The organism is Vibrio sp. 10N.261.51.A3 (genome assembly GCF_041471965.1).
GTDB lineage: Bacteria > Pseudomonadota > Gammaproteobacteria > Enterobacterales > Vibrionaceae > Vibrio > Vibrio crassostreae_C.
Genome location: NZ_JBFRPK010000095.1, coordinates 1 through 18,605, shown reverse-complemented (window position 1 = coordinate 18,605; position 18,605 = coordinate 1). Strand labels below are relative to the sequence as shown.

At 45.1% G+C, this 18,605-nt stretch carries 12 protein-coding genes and 1 pseudogene; 4 read left to right on the top strand and 9 right to left on the bottom strand.

Features of this window, described 5'->3' with window-relative positions; translation table 11 throughout:
* Window positions 1-95: 95 nt before the first annotated feature.
* The 6 genes from AB4371_RS19920 to AB4371_RS19895 form a co-directional block, all read right to left on the bottom strand.
* The gene (locus AB4371_RS19920) at window positions 96-1,109 is read right to left on the bottom strand and encodes a multidrug DMT transporter permease (protein ID WP_372150552.1); all 1,014 of its coding nucleotides are present in this window, start codon (window positions 1,107-1,109) and stop codon (window positions 96-98) included.
* Window positions 1,099-2,163, bottom strand: coding sequence for an HlyD family secretion protein (locus tag AB4371_RS19915; RefSeq protein WP_017059741.1), 1,065 nt, complete (start codon window positions 2,161-2,163; stop codon window positions 1,099-1,101). The genes AB4371_RS19920 and AB4371_RS19915 overlap by 11 nt, the downstream gene beginning before the upstream one ends.
* A 237-nt stretch (window positions 2,164-2,400) precedes the next feature.
* Window positions 2,401-4,281: an ATP-dependent zinc protease gene (locus tag AB4371_RS19910; protein WP_372150551.1), complete on the bottom strand. Its 1,881-nt coding sequence runs from the start codon at window positions 4,279-4,281 to the stop codon at window positions 2,401-2,403.
* A gap of 305 nt (window positions 4,282-4,586) precedes the next feature.
* Complete coding sequence (locus AB4371_RS19905; RefSeq protein ID WP_372150550.1) at window positions 4,587-5,396, bottom strand: M15 family metallopeptidase; 810 nt, start codon at window positions 5,394-5,396, stop codon at window positions 4,587-4,589.
* 99 nt (window positions 5,397-5,495) lie between these two features.
* Window positions 5,496-6,224, bottom strand: coding sequence for a DUF429 domain-containing protein (locus AB4371_RS19900; RefSeq protein WP_372150549.1), 729 nt, complete (start codon window positions 6,222-6,224; stop codon window positions 5,496-5,498).
* A 58-nt stretch (window positions 6,225-6,282) separates the two neighbouring features.
* On the bottom strand, window positions 6,283-7,995 hold the full coding sequence (locus AB4371_RS19895) for a class I SAM-dependent methyltransferase (protein WP_372150548.1): 1,713 nt from the start codon (window positions 7,993-7,995) through the stop codon (window positions 6,283-6,285).
* 271 nt (window positions 7,996-8,266) lie between these two features.
* Here AB4371_RS19895 and AB4371_RS19890 point away from each other — a divergent pair, with 271 nt between their 5' ends.
* The 4 genes from AB4371_RS19890 (at window position 8,267) to AB4371_RS19875 (ending at window position 13,690) form a co-directional block, all read left to right on the top strand.
* Window positions 8,267-9,205: a hypothetical protein gene (locus AB4371_RS19890; RefSeq protein ID WP_065584646.1), complete on the top strand. Its 939-nt coding sequence runs from the start codon at window positions 8,267-8,269 to the stop codon at window positions 9,203-9,205.
* Between the two features lie 196 nt (window positions 9,206-9,401).
* The gene (locus AB4371_RS19885) at window positions 9,402-10,169 is read left to right on the top strand and encodes a 1-acylglycerol-3-phosphate O-acyltransferase (protein ID WP_372097112.1); all 768 of its coding nucleotides are present in this window, start codon (window positions 9,402-9,404) and stop codon (window positions 10,167-10,169) included.
* 147 nt (window positions 10,170-10,316) lie between these two features.
* Complete coding sequence (locus AB4371_RS19880; RefSeq protein WP_372150547.1) at window positions 10,317-11,687, top strand: MBL fold metallo-hydrolase; 1,371 nt, start codon at window positions 10,317-10,319, stop codon at window positions 11,685-11,687.
* 455 nt (window positions 11,688-12,142) lie between these two features.
* A complete protein-coding gene (locus tag AB4371_RS19875; protein WP_017069529.1) occupies window positions 12,143-13,690 on the top strand; it encodes a sodium:alanine symporter family protein in 1,548 nt (515 codons plus the stop codon).
* A gap of 161 nt (window positions 13,691-13,851) precedes the next feature.
* Here the strand turns inward: AB4371_RS19875 and AB4371_RS19870 are convergent, their stop codons facing one another.
* The 3 genes and pseudogenes from AB4371_RS19870 to AB4371_RS19860 form a co-directional block, all read right to left on the bottom strand.
* Window positions 13,852-14,445, bottom strand: coding sequence for an acetate uptake transporter (locus AB4371_RS19870; RefSeq protein ID WP_010440610.1), 594 nt, complete (start codon window positions 14,443-14,445; stop codon window positions 13,852-13,854).
* Between the two features lie 351 nt (window positions 14,446-14,796).
* Window positions 14,797-16,347, bottom strand: a pseudogene (locus AB4371_RS19865) (Na+/H+ antiporter NhaC family protein).
* A 273-nt stretch (window positions 16,348-16,620) separates the two neighbouring features.
* Window positions 16,621-18,333, bottom strand: a complete 1,713-nt coding sequence (locus AB4371_RS19860; RefSeq protein WP_372150546.1) for a glycoside hydrolase family 19 protein — start codon at window positions 18,331-18,333, stop codon at window positions 16,621-16,623.
* Window positions 18,334-18,605: the final 272 nt, after the last annotated feature.

The following is an 18,605-nucleotide window of genomic DNA, read 5'->3' as shown; positions in this document are numbered from 1 at the left end:
GGCTCTTTACTGATGGCATTTGAGTCGTTAACCCATATTGTGAAAAGGGGATAACTCGGCAGAGCTATCCCCTTATTATTACTTATAAATATTAATCACTTACTGTGATCGGTATGACTATGATTAGTATTACTGCTGAGAAAGCCCAGTACCACTGCGCCAACCATGACTGCACAAACAATGGCAAATAGACGTGTCATTTGTGCCGAGAGGGACGCAGATCCTGGGTGGCTGATGATCTGATAAGCCAAGGTCGTAAAATTAGTAAACAAGAGCTGATAAATCGTCAGATTCGCCTGCCGCCTGATAGCAAAACACGCAAGTTGCAAACCACACACCAAACTCACGCCATAAATAACCAAGATTGGAGCGCCTGACACCATCATGATCATCACAGGTAACGTAAACAGAATGCCAACGCCAGTGGTGACAAGCTTGTTTCGGCTGAATGTACGGTGGTCGTGATTCGATGGGCTTTTCAACATACTGCCAAGCGTAATCGCAATCAACATCGTTTGTGACACCGAATTTCCTACCAAAATCGCCAGCACAACCACAACCGCGGTCGCTTTAAATGCAACCATGATATAGTCACCAGTAGTGGGCGCATTGGAAACGGCCGCAGTCGGAAGGACATTCACTTCATCCCCCGGGAACAACCAGAACCCCAAGTAAGTGACGATCAAAGCTATCACCAGCTTTTCAAAGAACAATAGGGGCAATCCCGCCATTGGGAGATGCATCTGCTTGCTGACCACCACCATCACGATGACCACGATAATGGTCAGTGTCGCGATGATATCTTTTGTATTCTGATGGCTACGCTGATAACTCCAGAACAGCAATAGCCAGCAATAGAGGACAAAACCGGTTGGCGAATCGACCAATACACTACCAAAAAACACCACACCAAAGCTGATTAAGATTAATGCAACAATCACCTTTAATATTAAATTAATCGGTGGTTTGGATGGCATCAATGTCATGAACATCACAACAAACATGGGCGACAAAACAGCGAGCATCTGCCCACTTTGTTGATGGTAGAACAATAGCGAAAGCGGCAGTAACACCAATCGAATAATGGAGTTAGCTGAGCTATGAAACATAAGTCCACACGCTTAGAATTCTCATCCAAAGCTGAGCAAGCCACTCACCTGGGGTACTTTGCTCTGTCATGACAGCCACTGTGGCTTGTGAACCAAAACGAATGTTGCTTGGAACCTCACCATGATCAAACACAATATTGACTGGGTAGCGCTGCGCGGCAATAGAATTGGTGTCTGAATTTAAAAAGCCAGTCTCTTGGTCAGTGCTATTGCTGCCACCCGTTCCCCAACCAATGCTATCAACCGTGCCGTATAGCACTCGCCCCGGTAACGCATCCAATACGATCTCAACTCTTTGCCCGACTTGTATATGCTCTAGCGAGTTTTCTCTGTATAACGCAGATATCCACACCTCTCGCGGATCAACAAAGGTCAAAACAGGTGAGCCTGCGGTTGCTCGCTGGCCTACCGTCAGTTGTAGGTTACTCACCACGCCATGAGAAGGAGCCATCACTTGGGTTTTCTGTAAGTTGAGCTGAGCCTGCTCAAGGGCTGCAATCGCCGCCAACACTTGTGGATTATCACTCCCTTCTGGCCCTAACGCTTGTTTTGCCTGAACCAAAGAGGCTTCTGCGGCTTTCAATGACGCTTCAGCACGATCACGATTCTCTATGGCGTTGTCTAATTCAGAGCGGCTAACCAGCCCTTTACTGGCGAGTTCACTCACTCGACTCGCTTGCTCTCGAGAATTATCCCGAGCCGCAACCGCCTCGGTCACTTTCGCTTGTGCAACGTTAACCGCCGCTGTGCTTGCGCCAATATTTTGGCCTACTTGAGCAAGATTCGCTTCAGCGGAACGCAAACTGATCTGATAGTTTCGAGCATCAATTTCAAACAACACTTGGTTCGTTTCAACGACCTGATTATTTTCAGTTTGCACAGACGTGATATTGCCAGAAACTTCAGGAGCAATACGCACAATATAAGAGTGAACACGGGCGATCCCCGTCATTGGTGTGACGCGGTCGGCCCACAAACTGTAAAGCCACACTACTAAAATAACCGAAATAATAATTAAACTAAGCTTACGCGAAGATTTTTCTGCTTTTGACATGCTCTCTCTCTCGATCCGACAGCACGATTTACTCGCCTGCCGAATACGATGTTTTAAAAATTAAAGTGAATTCCACTTCATTGTAGTCTAGTCGATCTGTCTCTTGAGTAAAAACAAACGATTACTTGAAATATTGTCACGGCAACAATTAACAATCAACAAAAAGCCACACATCCCATTAATGAAATGTGTGGCTGTTTAGATCTGTTCTGCTACGAACTTAGATAAGTTTAGGGGTTACTCCATATCACCTAACAAGTAATCTTCATCGCTGCTCACTACTGCACCGTGCTTCAAGAAGTTCTTACCTAGGATCATGCTGTATTCGAAGCGAGAACGGTCTTGAAGGTTTACCCTCACCTCTTTCTCTAGGTCTCCGAGCTTAACCTTCATTTCTACCACAGGGCGAATGTTCACCTTCTCGCCTTTCTTGGCTTTAATGCGCATTACATCAATCACTGGCTTGGTAAAGTCTTGCTTATCGCCGTGGTTGTTTTGATAGGTAAAACTCACCATGTCTTGGCCATCTTTCTTAAATCGTTTGATGTTGACTGCGTTCATTGAGCTTACATCCGCACCAGTGTCGAGCTTGGCCGGAAACTTCATGCCGTTCACTTCTACTACTTCAATATGCCCAACTTTAAACAGTGGTTCGGCTTTCAGAAGGTAATCAGAACGCGTATTAACGTAAACGCCCTCTTTTGCCATCTTCTTGCCTAAAATAAAGTACGCTTCTTTCTCATTTGTATTGAGCACGTCGATGGCGAACTCTTGCGTACGCACTTTTCCAGACACCGCAAACTCACCACTTACAACAGGGCGAGTATCATCCCCGACTTTAAGCTTCTTAATAATTGGCTTGGTCACCTTCTGCTTCTCACCATTTACATCCGTAAGATAAAATTCAACGGAAGCATCTTTGCCTTTACCTGTCATTTCAAAACTGTCGACCTTCAACAAAGGCGTATTGACAGTGAAAGAAGCCACAGCCTTAAGCGGGAAATCATCTAAGGTGATGTCCTCTTCCGGAGAGATAATCATAGGCTCACCAGACTCAGCCACATCACTAAAGTTCTCTGAACCTTCGGATAAAATATTCTCAGCACTGGTATCAATCATGAAGAGTTCGCTGGCTGTGTTGGTTCCAAATCTCAACTGCGACTCACTACTCGAGCGCTCACGTAGGTACACCAGAACGTCTTTTGTGGTGTTTTCATCGAGTTGAACAGGCACATACACCAAAGGTCTCTTCTTACCGCTCACGCTTAACATACGAACCAACGGCAATGTCATCTCTTTTTGCTTGCCGCCGTTGTCGAACATATCAAACGTCACTTCTTTGTTCTTTTTGTCTATGTCGATGTTTTTTGCATGCAAAATGCTGTAGCGGTTCTTTAAAGAGAAAGTCGCATTTATCGCCATTCCCGAGATAGAAACCACCTCTTTACGGCCTACCACCGTTGCGTTTTCTTGCTCTTGTAAATAGTCATAACCTGCAAACACCAGCGCGTTATCCGCAAGGAAGGTTTTACCAATCAGCACTGGCGCAGAGAAGTGGCTTCTGTCGGTCAGGTTAACGTCGGTTTTTAGCTCTTGGTCTGCAATGGTGAGCGACATTTTTACGGTAGGGCGAAGCAAAGGCGTGCTGCTGGTGCGGCTGCGTATCATGCTGACACGCTCTAAAGGCGCTTCGATTAATACCATGTCTCCCGTCCGCGGGTTTTGAACCTTAAAAGACACCACAGCCTCATATTTCGCAAAGGTACTGCCATCCCAATCATCGTAATCAACATCGGAATTGTTCAACAGGTCTTCGGTTAACGCCGCCATCAACTCTTGGTCTTTGAGATTTTGGTAATCGGGATTAGAGCTCTTCACATGAATGTCTTCAGCATGCATAGAAGTGGTTTCCGCACCGGTATCAATTTTACCAATGAAAGGAACGTCTTTTAGCCCTTGAACGCTAGATAGGTACACGTTCTCAGTGCGACCTAATACCGACTTACCATCGAGTTCGTAAGTGGGATTTTGAGTGGTAGGTGAAGTGTCAGTAGCCAAAGTGTATTGTGAAAAAAGTAGAGTGCTTAAAAGAGTTAGAGCCAAAGGTATCTTTTTCATTAGTTGGTCCGTTGTGATCAGTTCACTAATAATACTGGCGTTTGCGCGAAGAGTTCCCCCACCAGCAATGGTTCTCACATAACGTTAACGCTATGAGTTTTTAAATGACAAACCGATGACTTTGCGCTGCATTCGCTTATCGATTATTGACTAATGGATACCCAATAACCTTTTCAATGCTCTGTGTTCTATTGAAGAAATGAATACAAAAAAGGCCAACGACGAGCGCTGACCTTAGCTATTCAAAACACACCTGAAGCGAGTTTAACTTGCTAAAACACAAACGGTTCTAGATAAACATAGCACTAAAAAGTCCCGACTGTTTTCTTTGCACAGATAGCTCGAGCTTTTTCTGCGTCCTCACCTTTATTTTTGAGATAGCACTGTCGATAAGATTCGACGTAGCGCTCAAATAACACCTCGGCTTCAGGTTGTGGTTTAGAGAGCAGTTGGTTAACGAACTTTCTTGATCCAACCTCAAAATGCTGAGTATCGATTGGGCTATTCCAATCCCCTCCCCAGATCATAAATCCGTGATGGGCAAACAGCTCCACCACATCTTCAGCCATGCCGCGGCGTTCAATTTCATCACGAGCACGAAAACGAGTACGGTTCACATAACGAGTCGCAGATTGTGAAGGCTTTACCGTGATTCTTCCGTTGCTATCAAACTCTAAGAAAGGGTTTTGAACTGGGTTGATGTCGATTGCCACACCATAGGCATGTTTCGACCAACCTCCTCCGCCTGTAATAGGACGAGCGTTAAAGGCGCTGCTGTTGTTCGCATCCATTGAGGCGCTATCATCACCTCTGAATTCACGCATTAGGCGAGCGGAATGAAGAGGAAAATTGCGCTGTTTGAGCTCTGAAAAGATTTGTTCAACAGCAGGCGCAATAACATCAAGCACGATCATATTGCCCTGTTGCGTTTCCCCTATGAAACTAATGAAATCGAAATCCACTTTGGATAGTCGCTCACAACCAACGGGCGCGCCACTACTCAAGACATTGTTCTTTTTCATCATGTCGCATTGCCATTGAGATATAGGGGCAACTTGGGCATAACTCGCAACACTGAGCACAGTGGCCAGCAAGCCGACAATAAAACGTTTCATATCAAAGACTCAAAAATAGTAAGAGTGAAAAGTAGCAGATGTTGGAAAATAGCATAAGTTGAAAAATAACATATTAAGCCAAGTGGAGCGCCCGCTTTGTTAGCGCGTTTTATCCCAATAGACAATCTCTCGAACTCGTCCATTCTGGTCGACATCCGCTTCTCCACCAACATCAGAAGGTTCAGGTAAGGTCGATAATTTCGGTGCGTTATAGGCAACTAACATAAGTACGAACGCATCGTAAATATCGTCTATCGCCACGTCTTTACGCTTGGTATTTGAAATGGCCAGCGACAAACCTTCACACCATTGAGGGACGAGTTGCTGAATAATAGAAAGCCGTTCCTCTTTGCCTTCTTGCGTTCGTTTTGAAAACGTCAGCGGTTCGTCTTTCAATGCTGCAAACACCACTTCAGGATGTGATTCCCTGATAGAAAGATTGGGATGAGTTTCAATGAGCTCATCAAGCTCGCGAATCTTGGGCACAATTCCCCAAGTCTGTTTAGAAAACTTCTTATCAAGCTGCTCCACATTGGCACTGCACGCCGCAATGTAATCGGTTTGGTAAACCGCCTCACGACACGGAACCGGAAACACCGAAGAACCACGTTTGCTGGTTAGAAAACGCCTTGCTGCTTTGTCACACAAACGATCTGGAGTTTGTGCATCACTAAAACCAATAGGCATATCGATAAGCGCCGTTGAACCGATAAGATCACTCGCTAGCTCATCGAGGGTGTTTACCACTTTAAACGCAGGTATCTCATTGTCAGAGACAATCCAAGCGATCCAACCCGACTTGCAGCCATCAATTCCGATGTAATTCATTATGTTCTCGATGATTAGTTTGTTGAGGGTTATTTGGGATAACTAGCCCACTTAATGATCAGTGCCACTCACTAATCAGCAGTCTGCTTTTTACACCACGTACCTGCAAGCCCATTGCATCGAACACCTCTTCAAAGTCTCGACACTGCGCAGGGATGTTAGGTAACGAAAGCGCGGCTTCTGAAAAGAATTGTTGTTCAAAATGAGCCGAATCGTTCCAAGCGAGTTGCCACCACTCTAGAATCCTCGACTTAGACGAGCGCAGCTTTTCAGCCGTAGGAACTTTATCACTTTTACTTAAGTTCTCTTTGCTTGTAGTAGGAAAGAGGTTCCACTTATCGTTGTTTGGCCAGTAAGCGAAAGGCAAACAGTGATCAACGTGATACTCATTTTTTAATGATTTTCCACTCCACACGCTGACAATGTCGGCACGATCAGATCTAAGTTGCTCGACACGTTTACGCACATCGCGAGTATCATGGTTTTGATCGATCCATACCAAGCAGTCGTGATAAGTCTGTAGTGAAATGCTTCGCTGTCGGTTCAACTCGAAACGCTGCATCTCCATGATCCATTGATTCACCACCAGTGGTTCAATCCAAGAGTGGTAGATTCTAAAGCACTCCCACAGGCTTTCATCGAGAGTGAAATAACCAAAACGTTCTAAGAACTCACTATCAATGACCAGTGATTCTCGGCTCTTCCGTCGTTTGTGAGGTGGGTATATATCGAATAGTCGGTTGTCTTTCGAGCCTTGATAAATGAAAGTCACAGGTCCTGATTTAATGGTGCTGATCGTTTGTGAAAATAGCTTTTGTAGAGCCTTAGCTTCATCGCCGAGAAACATAGCGCCTATCGCTAGATCATCAGCACTTAAGTGTTTGAGTTTATTCCACCCATCCTCTTTTACAAACCCAAGTCCCTTCGTTGTGTTGCTATTTTGCTGAATCCCTGCGCCTTCTATGTCGATATCAATCAGTCGCTTAAACTGCCTAACCCAATACAGAGCAACCAAGCCCACTGGTAGAGAAATTTTTCCATCAGTTCGATCAATCACAGCGCCTGAATGCGCATCAGCAATTCGCAGTAATGTTCTCAACAAAGCCAACTTGTATGTGGCCGACTTGTTGTCATTCACAATAATGTGGCGCACCTTGTTCAAATCACCGGAGCCATCGTCTGGCAATGTCATCACCACGGTTTGCCACCACACTTCACTGCGGTTCAATGTGTCTTGGCTATCATCGACATGACGAACCAACAAGGCGCTGTTTTTTGACAAACGCTCGAGCTCTTCAACCGAGACTTCATAGCCTTGTCGACTGTCTTGAAACTCCCCATGACGTAGAGTGATCACCAACTTGCCATTTGGAGCTAGCAAGTTAGACAACTTTCTAAATGCGCGCTCTCGATGAGACGGAGCGAGATGCATCCAAACCGCACTGACCAATATCAAGTCAAAACGCATTCCGAGGTTTTCAGTGCGGCTAAGCGAGGGAAGTGAATCATCAATCCAGGTAACACTTGGGCCTGTATATTTCGAGCCTTGTTCGCGTAATGAAGCACTTGGTTCTATCGCAATAACATCAGCTCCGGCTTTGTGCATCCATAGCACATCACGACCGCATCCAGCACCGACATCTAATACTTTATCGCCCTCTAAAGGCCAATAAGCTTGCCAGCTTTTATGCACCGTCTCGAAGGTCACTGAGTTGTACTGCTGGCAAAGTGTGTGAGCATTTTTATCGTAAAAAGGAATCGATGAGGACATATGCGCTATTGGAGTAAGGAGTCTATCTCAATAGTAATGGGGAGCTTAGGCGATTGCTAGCAGCTCATGTAAGTTCAGCCACACCAATCAGCATTTATCGTTAGTGACTGTTTTATATCAATATCCACCTAATGAGTTCATCAGGCGAGTCACACCTCGAATTGATCTCGTCAGAAAAACAAAAACAAACGAGGTGCAAGCTGACGTGCGAACAGAGATAATTGTTTGAAGATGATTAACTTGCCTCAAGCACCAAACCGATAGAAAACTAATGAACACATACTCGCACATAGATACCCCATTCAATCTGCGCCACACCTGTTGGTTTTGTGGTGAGCCTTCCAGTAACCTTGTTGAATTCCCTAAGACAGCGCAGGCTGTTGCCAAGATAGGCCATTCACCGATAGCACTGCCGGCTTGTAATGAGTGTGCGAGAATTAACTATTCAAAGAATCTAACCTCAATTTGGTCAGTGCGCGATCAGATAAAACACACTCTGATAGACAAGTACGCTAAGCACCTTGGCATCGGTGAGAACTGGACGGAGCAAGAGCTTATTGATTCTGATTTCTCGGGTTCGACGCTCGGTGGGTTTGGGCGCAGCGCTTGGAAGATGTATCAAATCGCCAAACAACGCGTCGATTATAAAGGCTGGCCTTTGTCGGTTGATGACATCCCACTTGAGGTATACGACGAAACCAGTGGCTTTGAGTTTGACGGTACTCGTTATGCCTCAATCAATTCATGTATCGACTATTTCACCAAGGCAGCAGGCGTAGACAAAGAGCTGTTGTCGCAGCTTGTCGACATCGTTTCATCAGACCGATTTAGCTACGCACTGCGAATCACCAAGCTGAACAAGAATGTCTCTAATACCAAGCGCTCGGAGATCGTCGAAGAGGTGCTGCAACAGGAGTCTGAACAAGAAGAGATACTGCTTGAGCAAGCTAATTCAATGTTTAACCCAAACGTCGAAGAGGTGAATATTTCAGGCTCAATAGCGCCTGTATTTGCCATTCAGTGGGCGCTGGCTAACAAGGTTAAAGATTTAGCCCACCTTTGTGCTCTCGAAGATGAGTATTTTGACTATTTCGAGCACCTCGGCGGCCCTGCAGCTTTCATGTCCTATAACGGCCTACAACTCTATTTAGAGTCGCGTCAAGATCCTGAATGGGTAGAAGAGTTGGATCCAAATAAACAGTATTGGTGAACATGCCTCGCTACTGGTGAACACGTGTAAGCTCGATAATCGTGTCAAACACCCATTGTTAGTCCTTGTTTTATATAAAGATCTAAAAACAGAACCCTATAACAGTTAATTGTTGCAATTCGGTTAAATAGAGTGAAAACTTCAAGCATCTAAAACTATTTAATCACTGCCATCTGCGGTGAGTAAGGAGTGAATTGTGCTTGCTGTTCTTCGTATTATTTTGGCTACGGTGTTTATTATTTTCACCACTCTATGTGCTTTTGTTTACTGCTTGTTTAGCCCCAAGAACCCCAAGCATGTGTACGTTTTCTGTCGTTGGTTCAACCAACTCCAAAAGATCATCGGTGTAAAACTGGTGCAACGCGGCCTAGACAATGCCCCGACACCAGAAAACAGCGTCTACATCTCTAACCACCAAAGCATATTGGATTTTGTGACCGATCCAGGAATGCTAAGACCGCGCACCGTTTCATTGGGCAAGCGCGATTTGTTGTACGTGCCTTTCTTTGGCCTGCTGTATTGGATCACCGGTAACATCATGATTAACCGCGAAGACAAGTCCAAAGCACGCGATACCATCAAGCAAGTGGCGGAAGCGATTCATCAGAGAGATCTGTCTGTTTGGGTTTACCCAGAAGGAACCCGAAGTAAAGGGCGTGGATTGCTGCCATTCAAAACAGGCGCTTTCCGAATGGCAATTGAAGCTGGTGTGCCTATCACCCCGATGTGTACTAGCACCACGCACAATAAGATCGACTTTAATCGTGCCAATAATGGCATTGTGATCACCGAGATGTTGGAACCTATCGATGTGACTGGCTACAAGATCAGCGACGCTAGAGAACTGGCCAATCGCTGTCACGCACTCATGGCAGAGAAAATAGCAGAGCTTGATGCCGAAGTGGCTCGTTTAGAGGCGCAGCAAAAAACAGAGTTGGATTCAGATCGTTCTTCTACGAACTAACTCGCAACGAAACCACTGAGTCATCGCTCAGTTACTTAAAAAGACACTCAACGATCGCAACTCTCATTGTTCTTGTTTTACTTGCTGGCGCTTATCCGCAAAATAAAAACAGGCGTTAACGGCTTTATAGAGCAATGGGAGCAAACGATGGAAGTGATTCACCATGGTGGCAAACATACTGTCACAGGATCTTGTCACGAGCTAAGAGATTCAGGCCAAGCGGTGCTCATCGATTGTGGCCTTTTTCAAGGTTTAGATCTTCAAGGTAAAAAGCTTCAAGGTGCGGACACTCGCCCTCTTGATATTGAATTTGAAACATCCCACCTCAACGCTCTGCTGCTGACCCATACTCACATTGATCATATTGGCCGATTACCTTGGTTACTCGCCAGAGGATTTAATCAACCAATTTATTGCACGCAAGCCACCGCCGAACTCGCCCCTTTAATGATTGAGGATGGTTTAAAACTGCAAGGGCTCAGTAATAAACAATCGAAGCTGATACTCAAAAAGATTCATTCGTTGATAGATCCCAAGCCTTACGGCGAATGGTTTCCAATCACGTCTAAACAGCAAAACAACGGAAAGGATCATCATAGGCCAAATACTCTGCATGCTCGATTTCAACCTGCTGGGCACATCTTAGGTTCCGCCTATATCGAGATTAAGTTACCTAACCAAGAAGTAGTTGTGTTTTCTGGCGACTTGGGCCCGAGTAACACACCACTGCTGCCGGATCCCAAGTCACCACAGCAAGCCGATTATCTGTTTATAGAATCCACTTATGGCACCAGTACACATGATGATATTGCTACGCGATCTGAGCGTCTCAAGGCCATTATTGATCGTTCACTGCTCGATGGTGGCGTTATTCTAATCCCAGCTTTTAGTATCGGCAGAACTCAGGAATTGCTGTTTGATATCGAACACCTGATCTTTGAGCATCAACTCAGTAGCGATATTCCTATTATTCTCGATTCTCCGATGGCTAAAAAAGTGACGCGTTCATACCGACGTTTTAAAGAGTTGTGGGGACAAGAAGCAAAGCTGCGTCTTGAACTGAAACGTCACCCACTCGCTTTTGAGCAGTGCATTACCGTTGATGGACATAGAATGCACAAGAAAATCGTGAATCGCCTCAAGTCGACAGGTGAACCCGCAATTGTGGTCGCAGCTTCTGGAATGTGTCAGGGCGGCAGGATAATGAACTACTTATCCGCCTTACTTCCCGATAAACGAACCGATGTGATTTTAGCAGGCTATCAAGCTCACGGAACGCTCGGGCGAGAGCTACAACAAGGAGAAAAACAGGTTTCCATCGATAACCAACACGTTGAGGTGAAGGCTCAGATCCATAGTATGTCTGGCTATTCTGCCCATGCTGATAAAGAGGATCTCTACCGATTTATAGAAGGCATCGCGACGCCACCGAAAGAGGTGCATTTGATTCACGGCGAGCCAAATACTCAATCTGAGTTCGCTCAAGAATTACAGGCGCGAGGGTTCATGGTTGTTTGAAACAGGCATAAAATTAGCCACTTTCACTAGGTAGATATTAAAGCCTCAATTATCAAACCTTCAAAAAACACAGTCTCTTAGACCTGCTAGCTCACCCGATGCAGGTGATATATTCCAACCGACTTATCCCACCATGCCTATATCAGCTGTTTATGCTAAGCGGCTTTAACCGCTGTTTTTCGCGATTTCATTTCTTATGCGTACCTCAAATCCCCCTTTCTGTATTAATCACTATTTATTCATTTTTCAAAACACAAAAAATCACAACCAGTTGCATATCAGGTTAAATGGAATGATTATCGAATTAGCACTAAGCATTAACAAACCCCCTCTATAACTTGCTTTATGTCACAGTAATCCTAATGCGCAGTTAAATAATTTAACACTCGGGTTACAAGTGAAGTATTGTGTTGTTCGAAAAACAATCATAAGCAAAACTAACAGGGAAAATACTCATGCAGTCATTCGTTGATTTTTTGAATGGAATAATCTGGAGCCCAGTACTTATCTACCTATGTTTAGGTGCAGGTTTGTTCTACTCCATCATGACTCGATTTGTTCAAATCCGTCACTTCTTTGAAATGTGGCGCTTGCTACTATCGGGTAAAAGCTCATCAAAAGGCATCTCGTCTTTCCAAGCTCTAGCCGTTTCGCTATCTGGCCGTGTAGGTACAGGTAACATTGCTGGTGTTGCTGCCGCTATAGGTTTCGGTGGCCCAGGTGCCGTATTCTGGATGTGGGTTGTAGCCTTCTTTGGCGCCGCAACTGCTTACGCAGAATCTACGCTAGCGCAAATCTACAAAGAAGAAGACGAAGGCCAGTTCCGTGGTGGTCCGGCTTACTACATTGAAAAAGCAATGGGTCAGAAGTGGTACGCATGGATCTTCGCTATCGCGACTATTTTTGCATGTGGTATTTTGCTTCCAGGTGTTCAGTCAAACAGTATCGGTAATGCTGTAGAAGCTGCATTTGGCTCAGGTGACATGATTGAAACAGCTGTCGGTACATTCAGTTTCGCTAAAATTTTCACCGGTACTGTTGTTGCTATCATTCTTGCTTTCATCATCTTTGGTGGTGTTAAACGTATTGCGAACTTCACACAAATCGTTGTTCCTTTCATGGCATTGGCTTACATCATCATCGCGTTCGTTATCATTCTGCTAAACATCAGCCAAGTGCCAACTGTTTTCGCAATGATTGTTGGTGATGCATTCACACCTATGGCAGGCTTCGGTGCTGCAATTGGTTGGGGTGTTAAGCGTGGTGTTTACTCAAACGAAGCGGGTCAAGGTACTGGTCCTCACGCGGCAGCGGCTGCAAGTGTTGATCACCCAGCTCAGCAAGGTTTGGTACAAGCGTTCTCTATCTACATCGATACTCTTCTAGTATGTTCTGCTACAGCGTTCATGATCATCATCACTGGTGCATACAACGTTCACGGCGGCGCTGAGGGTGTGTTCCTTGTTCAGAACCTAGCAGCAAACATCGGTGCGAATGGTCCTGTATTTACACAGCTTGCTATTGAAAGTGCACTACCAGGCATTGGTAAGCCATTCATCGCATTTGCTCTGTTCTTCTTCGCATTTACAACGATTCTTGCTTACTACTACATCGCAGAGACGAATATTGCTTACCTACGTCGTACCATCAAGATCCCTGGCATGATGTTCGTACTTAAGCTTGTTCTTATCACTGCAGTTTTCTATGGCACAGTTAAAACTGCTAACCTTGCATGGGCAATGGGTGATGTTGGTGTTGGCTTGATGGCATGGTTAAACATCGTTGGTATTCTGATCATCTTCTTCATGTCTAAGCCTGCGCTTAAAGCTCTAGCAGACTACGAAGAACAGCAGAAACAAGGTGTGACAGAGTACACATTCAACCCTGTAAAACTAGGCATTAAAGGTGCAACTTACTGGGAAGAGAAGTACAAGCGTAAAACAGGCAAGTCTCCTGAAGCAGAAGCTGCAGACACTAAACCTGTAGAGCAACCTTCAGCTTAAGCTTGTGCCTTAACAAATGGATTGCTTTAGCAAATAGCTCGCTTTAACTCGCGCTATTCATAACGCATAAAAAAGGGGTTAGCCATTTCGGCTAACCCCTTTTGTTTTATTCATAACCAATAAACGGCTTATAACAAACTAACTGTTCCCGAGTTAGAGTATTAAGCAGCGATTTCTTGTGTTGCCATTTGAGGTGCTTTCTTCTCACCGATAGGCAGTACTGTGCGGCCGTATTCGTTGTTGATTACTTGTGCCATTGCAAAGTAAATAGCTGAAGCGCCACAGAAGATACCTTCAAAACCAGCGATAGTGCCGATTAGTTCGCTGCCAGTAAAATCACGAGCTGCAAGTAGGAAGAACAAGATAGTTAGTGAACCGAATACTACTTGCTTCGCCACTGGGTAGCATAGAGAACCGATGAACATGAAGCCTGTGAAGATGCCCCATAGTAGTAGGTACCAACCCATAAATGCAGCAGGGCTTGCAGGTAGGCCCATGTAAGGCATCACGATTAAACCAACCAAAGACAACCAGAATAGGCCGTAAGAAGTAAACGCAGTTGTACCGAACGTGTCACCACGTTTGAAACACATTGTGCCCACGATAACTTGGCTCAAACCACCGTAAAAAATACCCATAGCAAGAATCATTGAATCAATTGGAAAGAAACCTGCGTTGTGGATATTAAGAAGAATAGTGGTCATACCGAAACCCATTAAGCCTAGTGGCGCTGGGTTAGCTAGTTTGGTCGACATTGCGAATTTACCTTATTAAAGTGGTTAATTAAAAAAAAACAATAAAAGTTATCAGAAAATTTTAATCTATAAACCGTACAACTAGGTAATCCAGTTATCGAAAACTAAGATTGTGTAAATGATCTTATGGAAAATTAGTTTCATAACAACGCTAATTAATTCATAGAACCTATAAATGAACAAATTCCCTGTCGCGCTATGAAAAAGATGCGAGTAACGAGATGCGAGATGCGAAGAGCGCGTTCAGATTGAGCAAGCGAGAAACTAAATTGCAAACACGAGTAATAATAGGGCGAGCTTTTCGTGACTTGTTTACTCCATTAAATCTCGTATCTACTTGGACAGATTAAATTACGCTTGTTGTGGTTTAGATTCAGACACTTGAGATTGAACGTCTGAAGAAGCGTTTTTACTCGCATCGCGCTTGGCTAACAACGTCACGACAATCAACTGAGCAACAAGAGCGCCTAACACAACCAATGCACTTCCCGTAAAGCCTGCGACTACAAAACTAATCAGAGCAATAGAGCCGTTCATCAATGCGTAAGGAAGCTGCGTCTTAAAGTGTTCAAACTGATCACACCCTGCCCCGGTTGAAGAAAGAATCGTGGTTTCAGAAATCGGTGAGCAATGGTCACCAAACAAGCCACCAGACAACACAGCGCCAATTGCGACGAGAAGCGGAGCATCTATCGCAATCGCGGTTGGAATAACCAATGGCATCATTATCGCGAAGGTTCCCCACGACGATCCCGTTGCGAATGAAATGATAGCCGATAATAAAAACGCGACCGCAGGTACTAACCAGTAAGGGAAACCGCTCTGTGCTTGCTCAGCAATATAAGCCGCTGCACCCAACTCTTTACCAACGGTGCTTAATGCCCAAGCCAATACCAAGATGATCGCGACTGGCATCATGTTTCCCATGCCTTTTAAGTACACAGAAACACCATCAGACAACTTTCTTACACCGTAGTAAGCCATTAACGAAATTAATGTAATCGCCGCAAAGAAATAAGCCGATGATAACGCCGCTCTAAATGATGAACCTGCGACCTTTTGGAACGGGAAACCTTGTGGTACCAGCATGGTACACAACACCACCAGCATCACTAACAATGGTGCCCAGACAAAAGATGCCTTTGCATTTTTATGCGAGAACGGATTTAGTGATTCGTTATTCACGCCAGAGTTAATTCCCGCCTGGCAATCACGCTCAGCTTTTGCCATTGGCCCAAAATCTAAACCTTTAACGGACACGAGCGGAACGATGAAAATCGCGAGGAATGCGTAGAACTGAAAAGGAATCGCACCGATGAACGCATCCCAATCGGACATGTTGACATTCAACGCCGTGAACTCTTTCTGAATAAGGCTCATGATATACACGCCCCACCCAATGAAAGGGATAAGAATAGCAACGGGCGACGAGGTTGAATCAATGATGAATGCTAGCTTCTGTCTAGAAAGTTTCAGTTTATCGAAAAGGGGACGAAAAACAGGGCCAACAATTAAAGGGGTGCCTAAGTCTTAGAAAAATATAACGATTCCACCCAACCATGCTGACAATTGAGCTTGGCATTTATTGCTTACCCACTGAGTCACTCGCTTTGCAAACGCGACGCCACCACCGGACTTTTCCATCAATGCGACAAAGCCACCGATGAATACCAACAGCATGATCACACCAGCGTTATAGCTGTCGGTAAGTTGAGGGACTAGGTAACCTTTCACCATGGTACCAAACGTATCAAGCGGGTTAAGTTCGCTAAACATGCCAGTCAGCATTGCAACACCACTCAGCACACCAGCAAAAAGGCCTATCACCACATTCCTTGTCGCCAATGACAACACCAAAGTAATCACAATGGGGATGAGTGACGTGATATCTGTCTGTTCCATAGGTACACCTTAACCCTAAAATAAGAGAATAAATATAAATTAAATTTGAATATAAATTCACAAGCATCATTTGTACAGAACTTTATCCTCTAACTGGATAATTAGTCTTTAAATGCGCTTCAACATAGCCAAATAGACCAATCACCCTGCTTAAATAGCCAAGTTCGAAACGAAAAAAAGCCGAAAGTAGACACTTTCGGCTTTTGATTATTTATATCATTATGGTCGTACTACTGAACTCGTCGGTTAGACCGCTTTTCAGTATTCAGACGATCAATTACAACTAATTTCATCCCAGAACCAATTCGATTGAACTGGGCTTTCCCATACGCCCGGGCCGTTTTTAGCCACGAAGCACTTGCCGTTATGCGTCACTTTGTCGCCATTACTCACTTGGCTAACACCGGCTTGCCACGTAATAAATTCAGATGGATCGACAACCACTGGCGGTTCTGTCACAGGTGGTTCAACGGGTGCAGGGTCTACTGGTTCTGGATCGACAGGGGCAGGATCAACAGGCGTTGGATCTGTCACAACTGGTGGTGTTGGCTCGCCCGCTACTAGTTTCCAAGGGCCACCATTGGCAGGGTCATCCCCTTGTGTCCACCATTTCGCTTCATAGGTTGCGCCGTTATGCGTCACTTGGTCACCCGCGTTGTAAACCTTGGTCGCACTCCAACCATTACCACCCGGATCAGTACCAGGATCTACCGGATCCAGCTTATCGACCACTTTCACTTCAGGCCAACTCGCATGAGAACCATAAAAGTTGGTCACACACTTCTCGTAATCGCCAGCCACCAGTGCGGAATAAGCAGTTTGAAAGCCCACTAGCTCACACTCAAATGAATACCCTTCTGGGCGGTCTGCGTAGTATTTCCAGTTACCATCCCAGTTGGTGTACAACACATCCGTTGCTCCGTTGAGATTCAAGCTTCCGTAAGGCGTTTGCTGCCAACATGTATTGGCTTCATCGGCTTCTACAGGAATTTCATAGTGCGCGGCTAACCCTTCCCAGTAACGAATACGGTTAACGGGTTGGCCTTTGTCTTTGTTCTGCTCGCCACATTCAATACCACCATTGATCACGTTGATTGTGGTACCAAAGCCATAGCCAATACCCGCATCCAATTCACGTTGAGATGGTGTCCATGTTCGGTCAATTACATGCAGCATTGCCGGTTTAGGCGCTTGTGGTGTTAAAAAGAACCAGATAGCAGACGCTAAGTTCAACCAAGAGTCCGCCACTAAGCCCGGATTGTTGAGAAGCACCGTCGCATCGCCATCGAACATCACTTCAGAGAACGCGCCGTAATTAAAATGGTAAGAAAGCTGTTTAGCACCACGTCCGAAGTAACCCTGCCCCGCAGCACATGGCCAACGGGCATTCTGCCAATCATTCTGACCACAACCTGTGGTGTAACCTTCTTGGCCTTCAGACCAACCCATTTCGCGAACATGCACCAGCGCTTGCTGCCACTCTTCTAGAGCTAATGGATTATCAGAGGTGTTGTCTATCGCGATATGCCCACCCGTCTCTTGTGAAAAGTGAGCAAAGGCCGTGATGATGGATTTTTTACAGATAGCATCAGAATCACGGCCATCGGTGTACTCTCCACAGAAGGCTGGGAATTTGCCAATTGCACGTAAGAAGCGAGTGTAGGTGTATTCTGGCGCTGCCATCTGAGTGAGGAAGTTCCATTCCGATTGAGGGAACACGCGCTCTACACGCTTTATGTTTTCAGGATTCGAGGGGGAACCGGGTTCAATCGCTTCAACGATTGTATTCGGGCGAGTTTGAAGGGCCTGTGACCAGATCGCATACATAGGATCGGATGTTTTCGCTTGTTCAGCAGCTTGTAGAGCCGACTTTTCAACAAGGTAACCATTCGGGTTTTGCGGATCAGGTTGAATGTTCAAAGACGCATGACTTTGCGCTGCCAATGTGCAGCCCAGTACTGTCGCCAAATATTTGATTTTTAACATGATGGATTCTCTTATCTGTCCTTAATAAGTCCATCAAAGAGTATGCTTCACATGTGGAATGGCCTAGCTGTAGCTGTGTGAATTTATAAAAAGTGCGAGTGATCTTTTTGATATATGGCTCAACACAACAAAGCGTCTCAAGGTTTCTTGAGCTGATATCTAGTTTCCAACTCATTTGGTTTCTAGTTATTGTTCATTTGATTTCGAGGTATTGCTCATAAGCCTTTAATGTAATGAATCAATATAATCAATCGAAATCGAGTAGGAGGAGG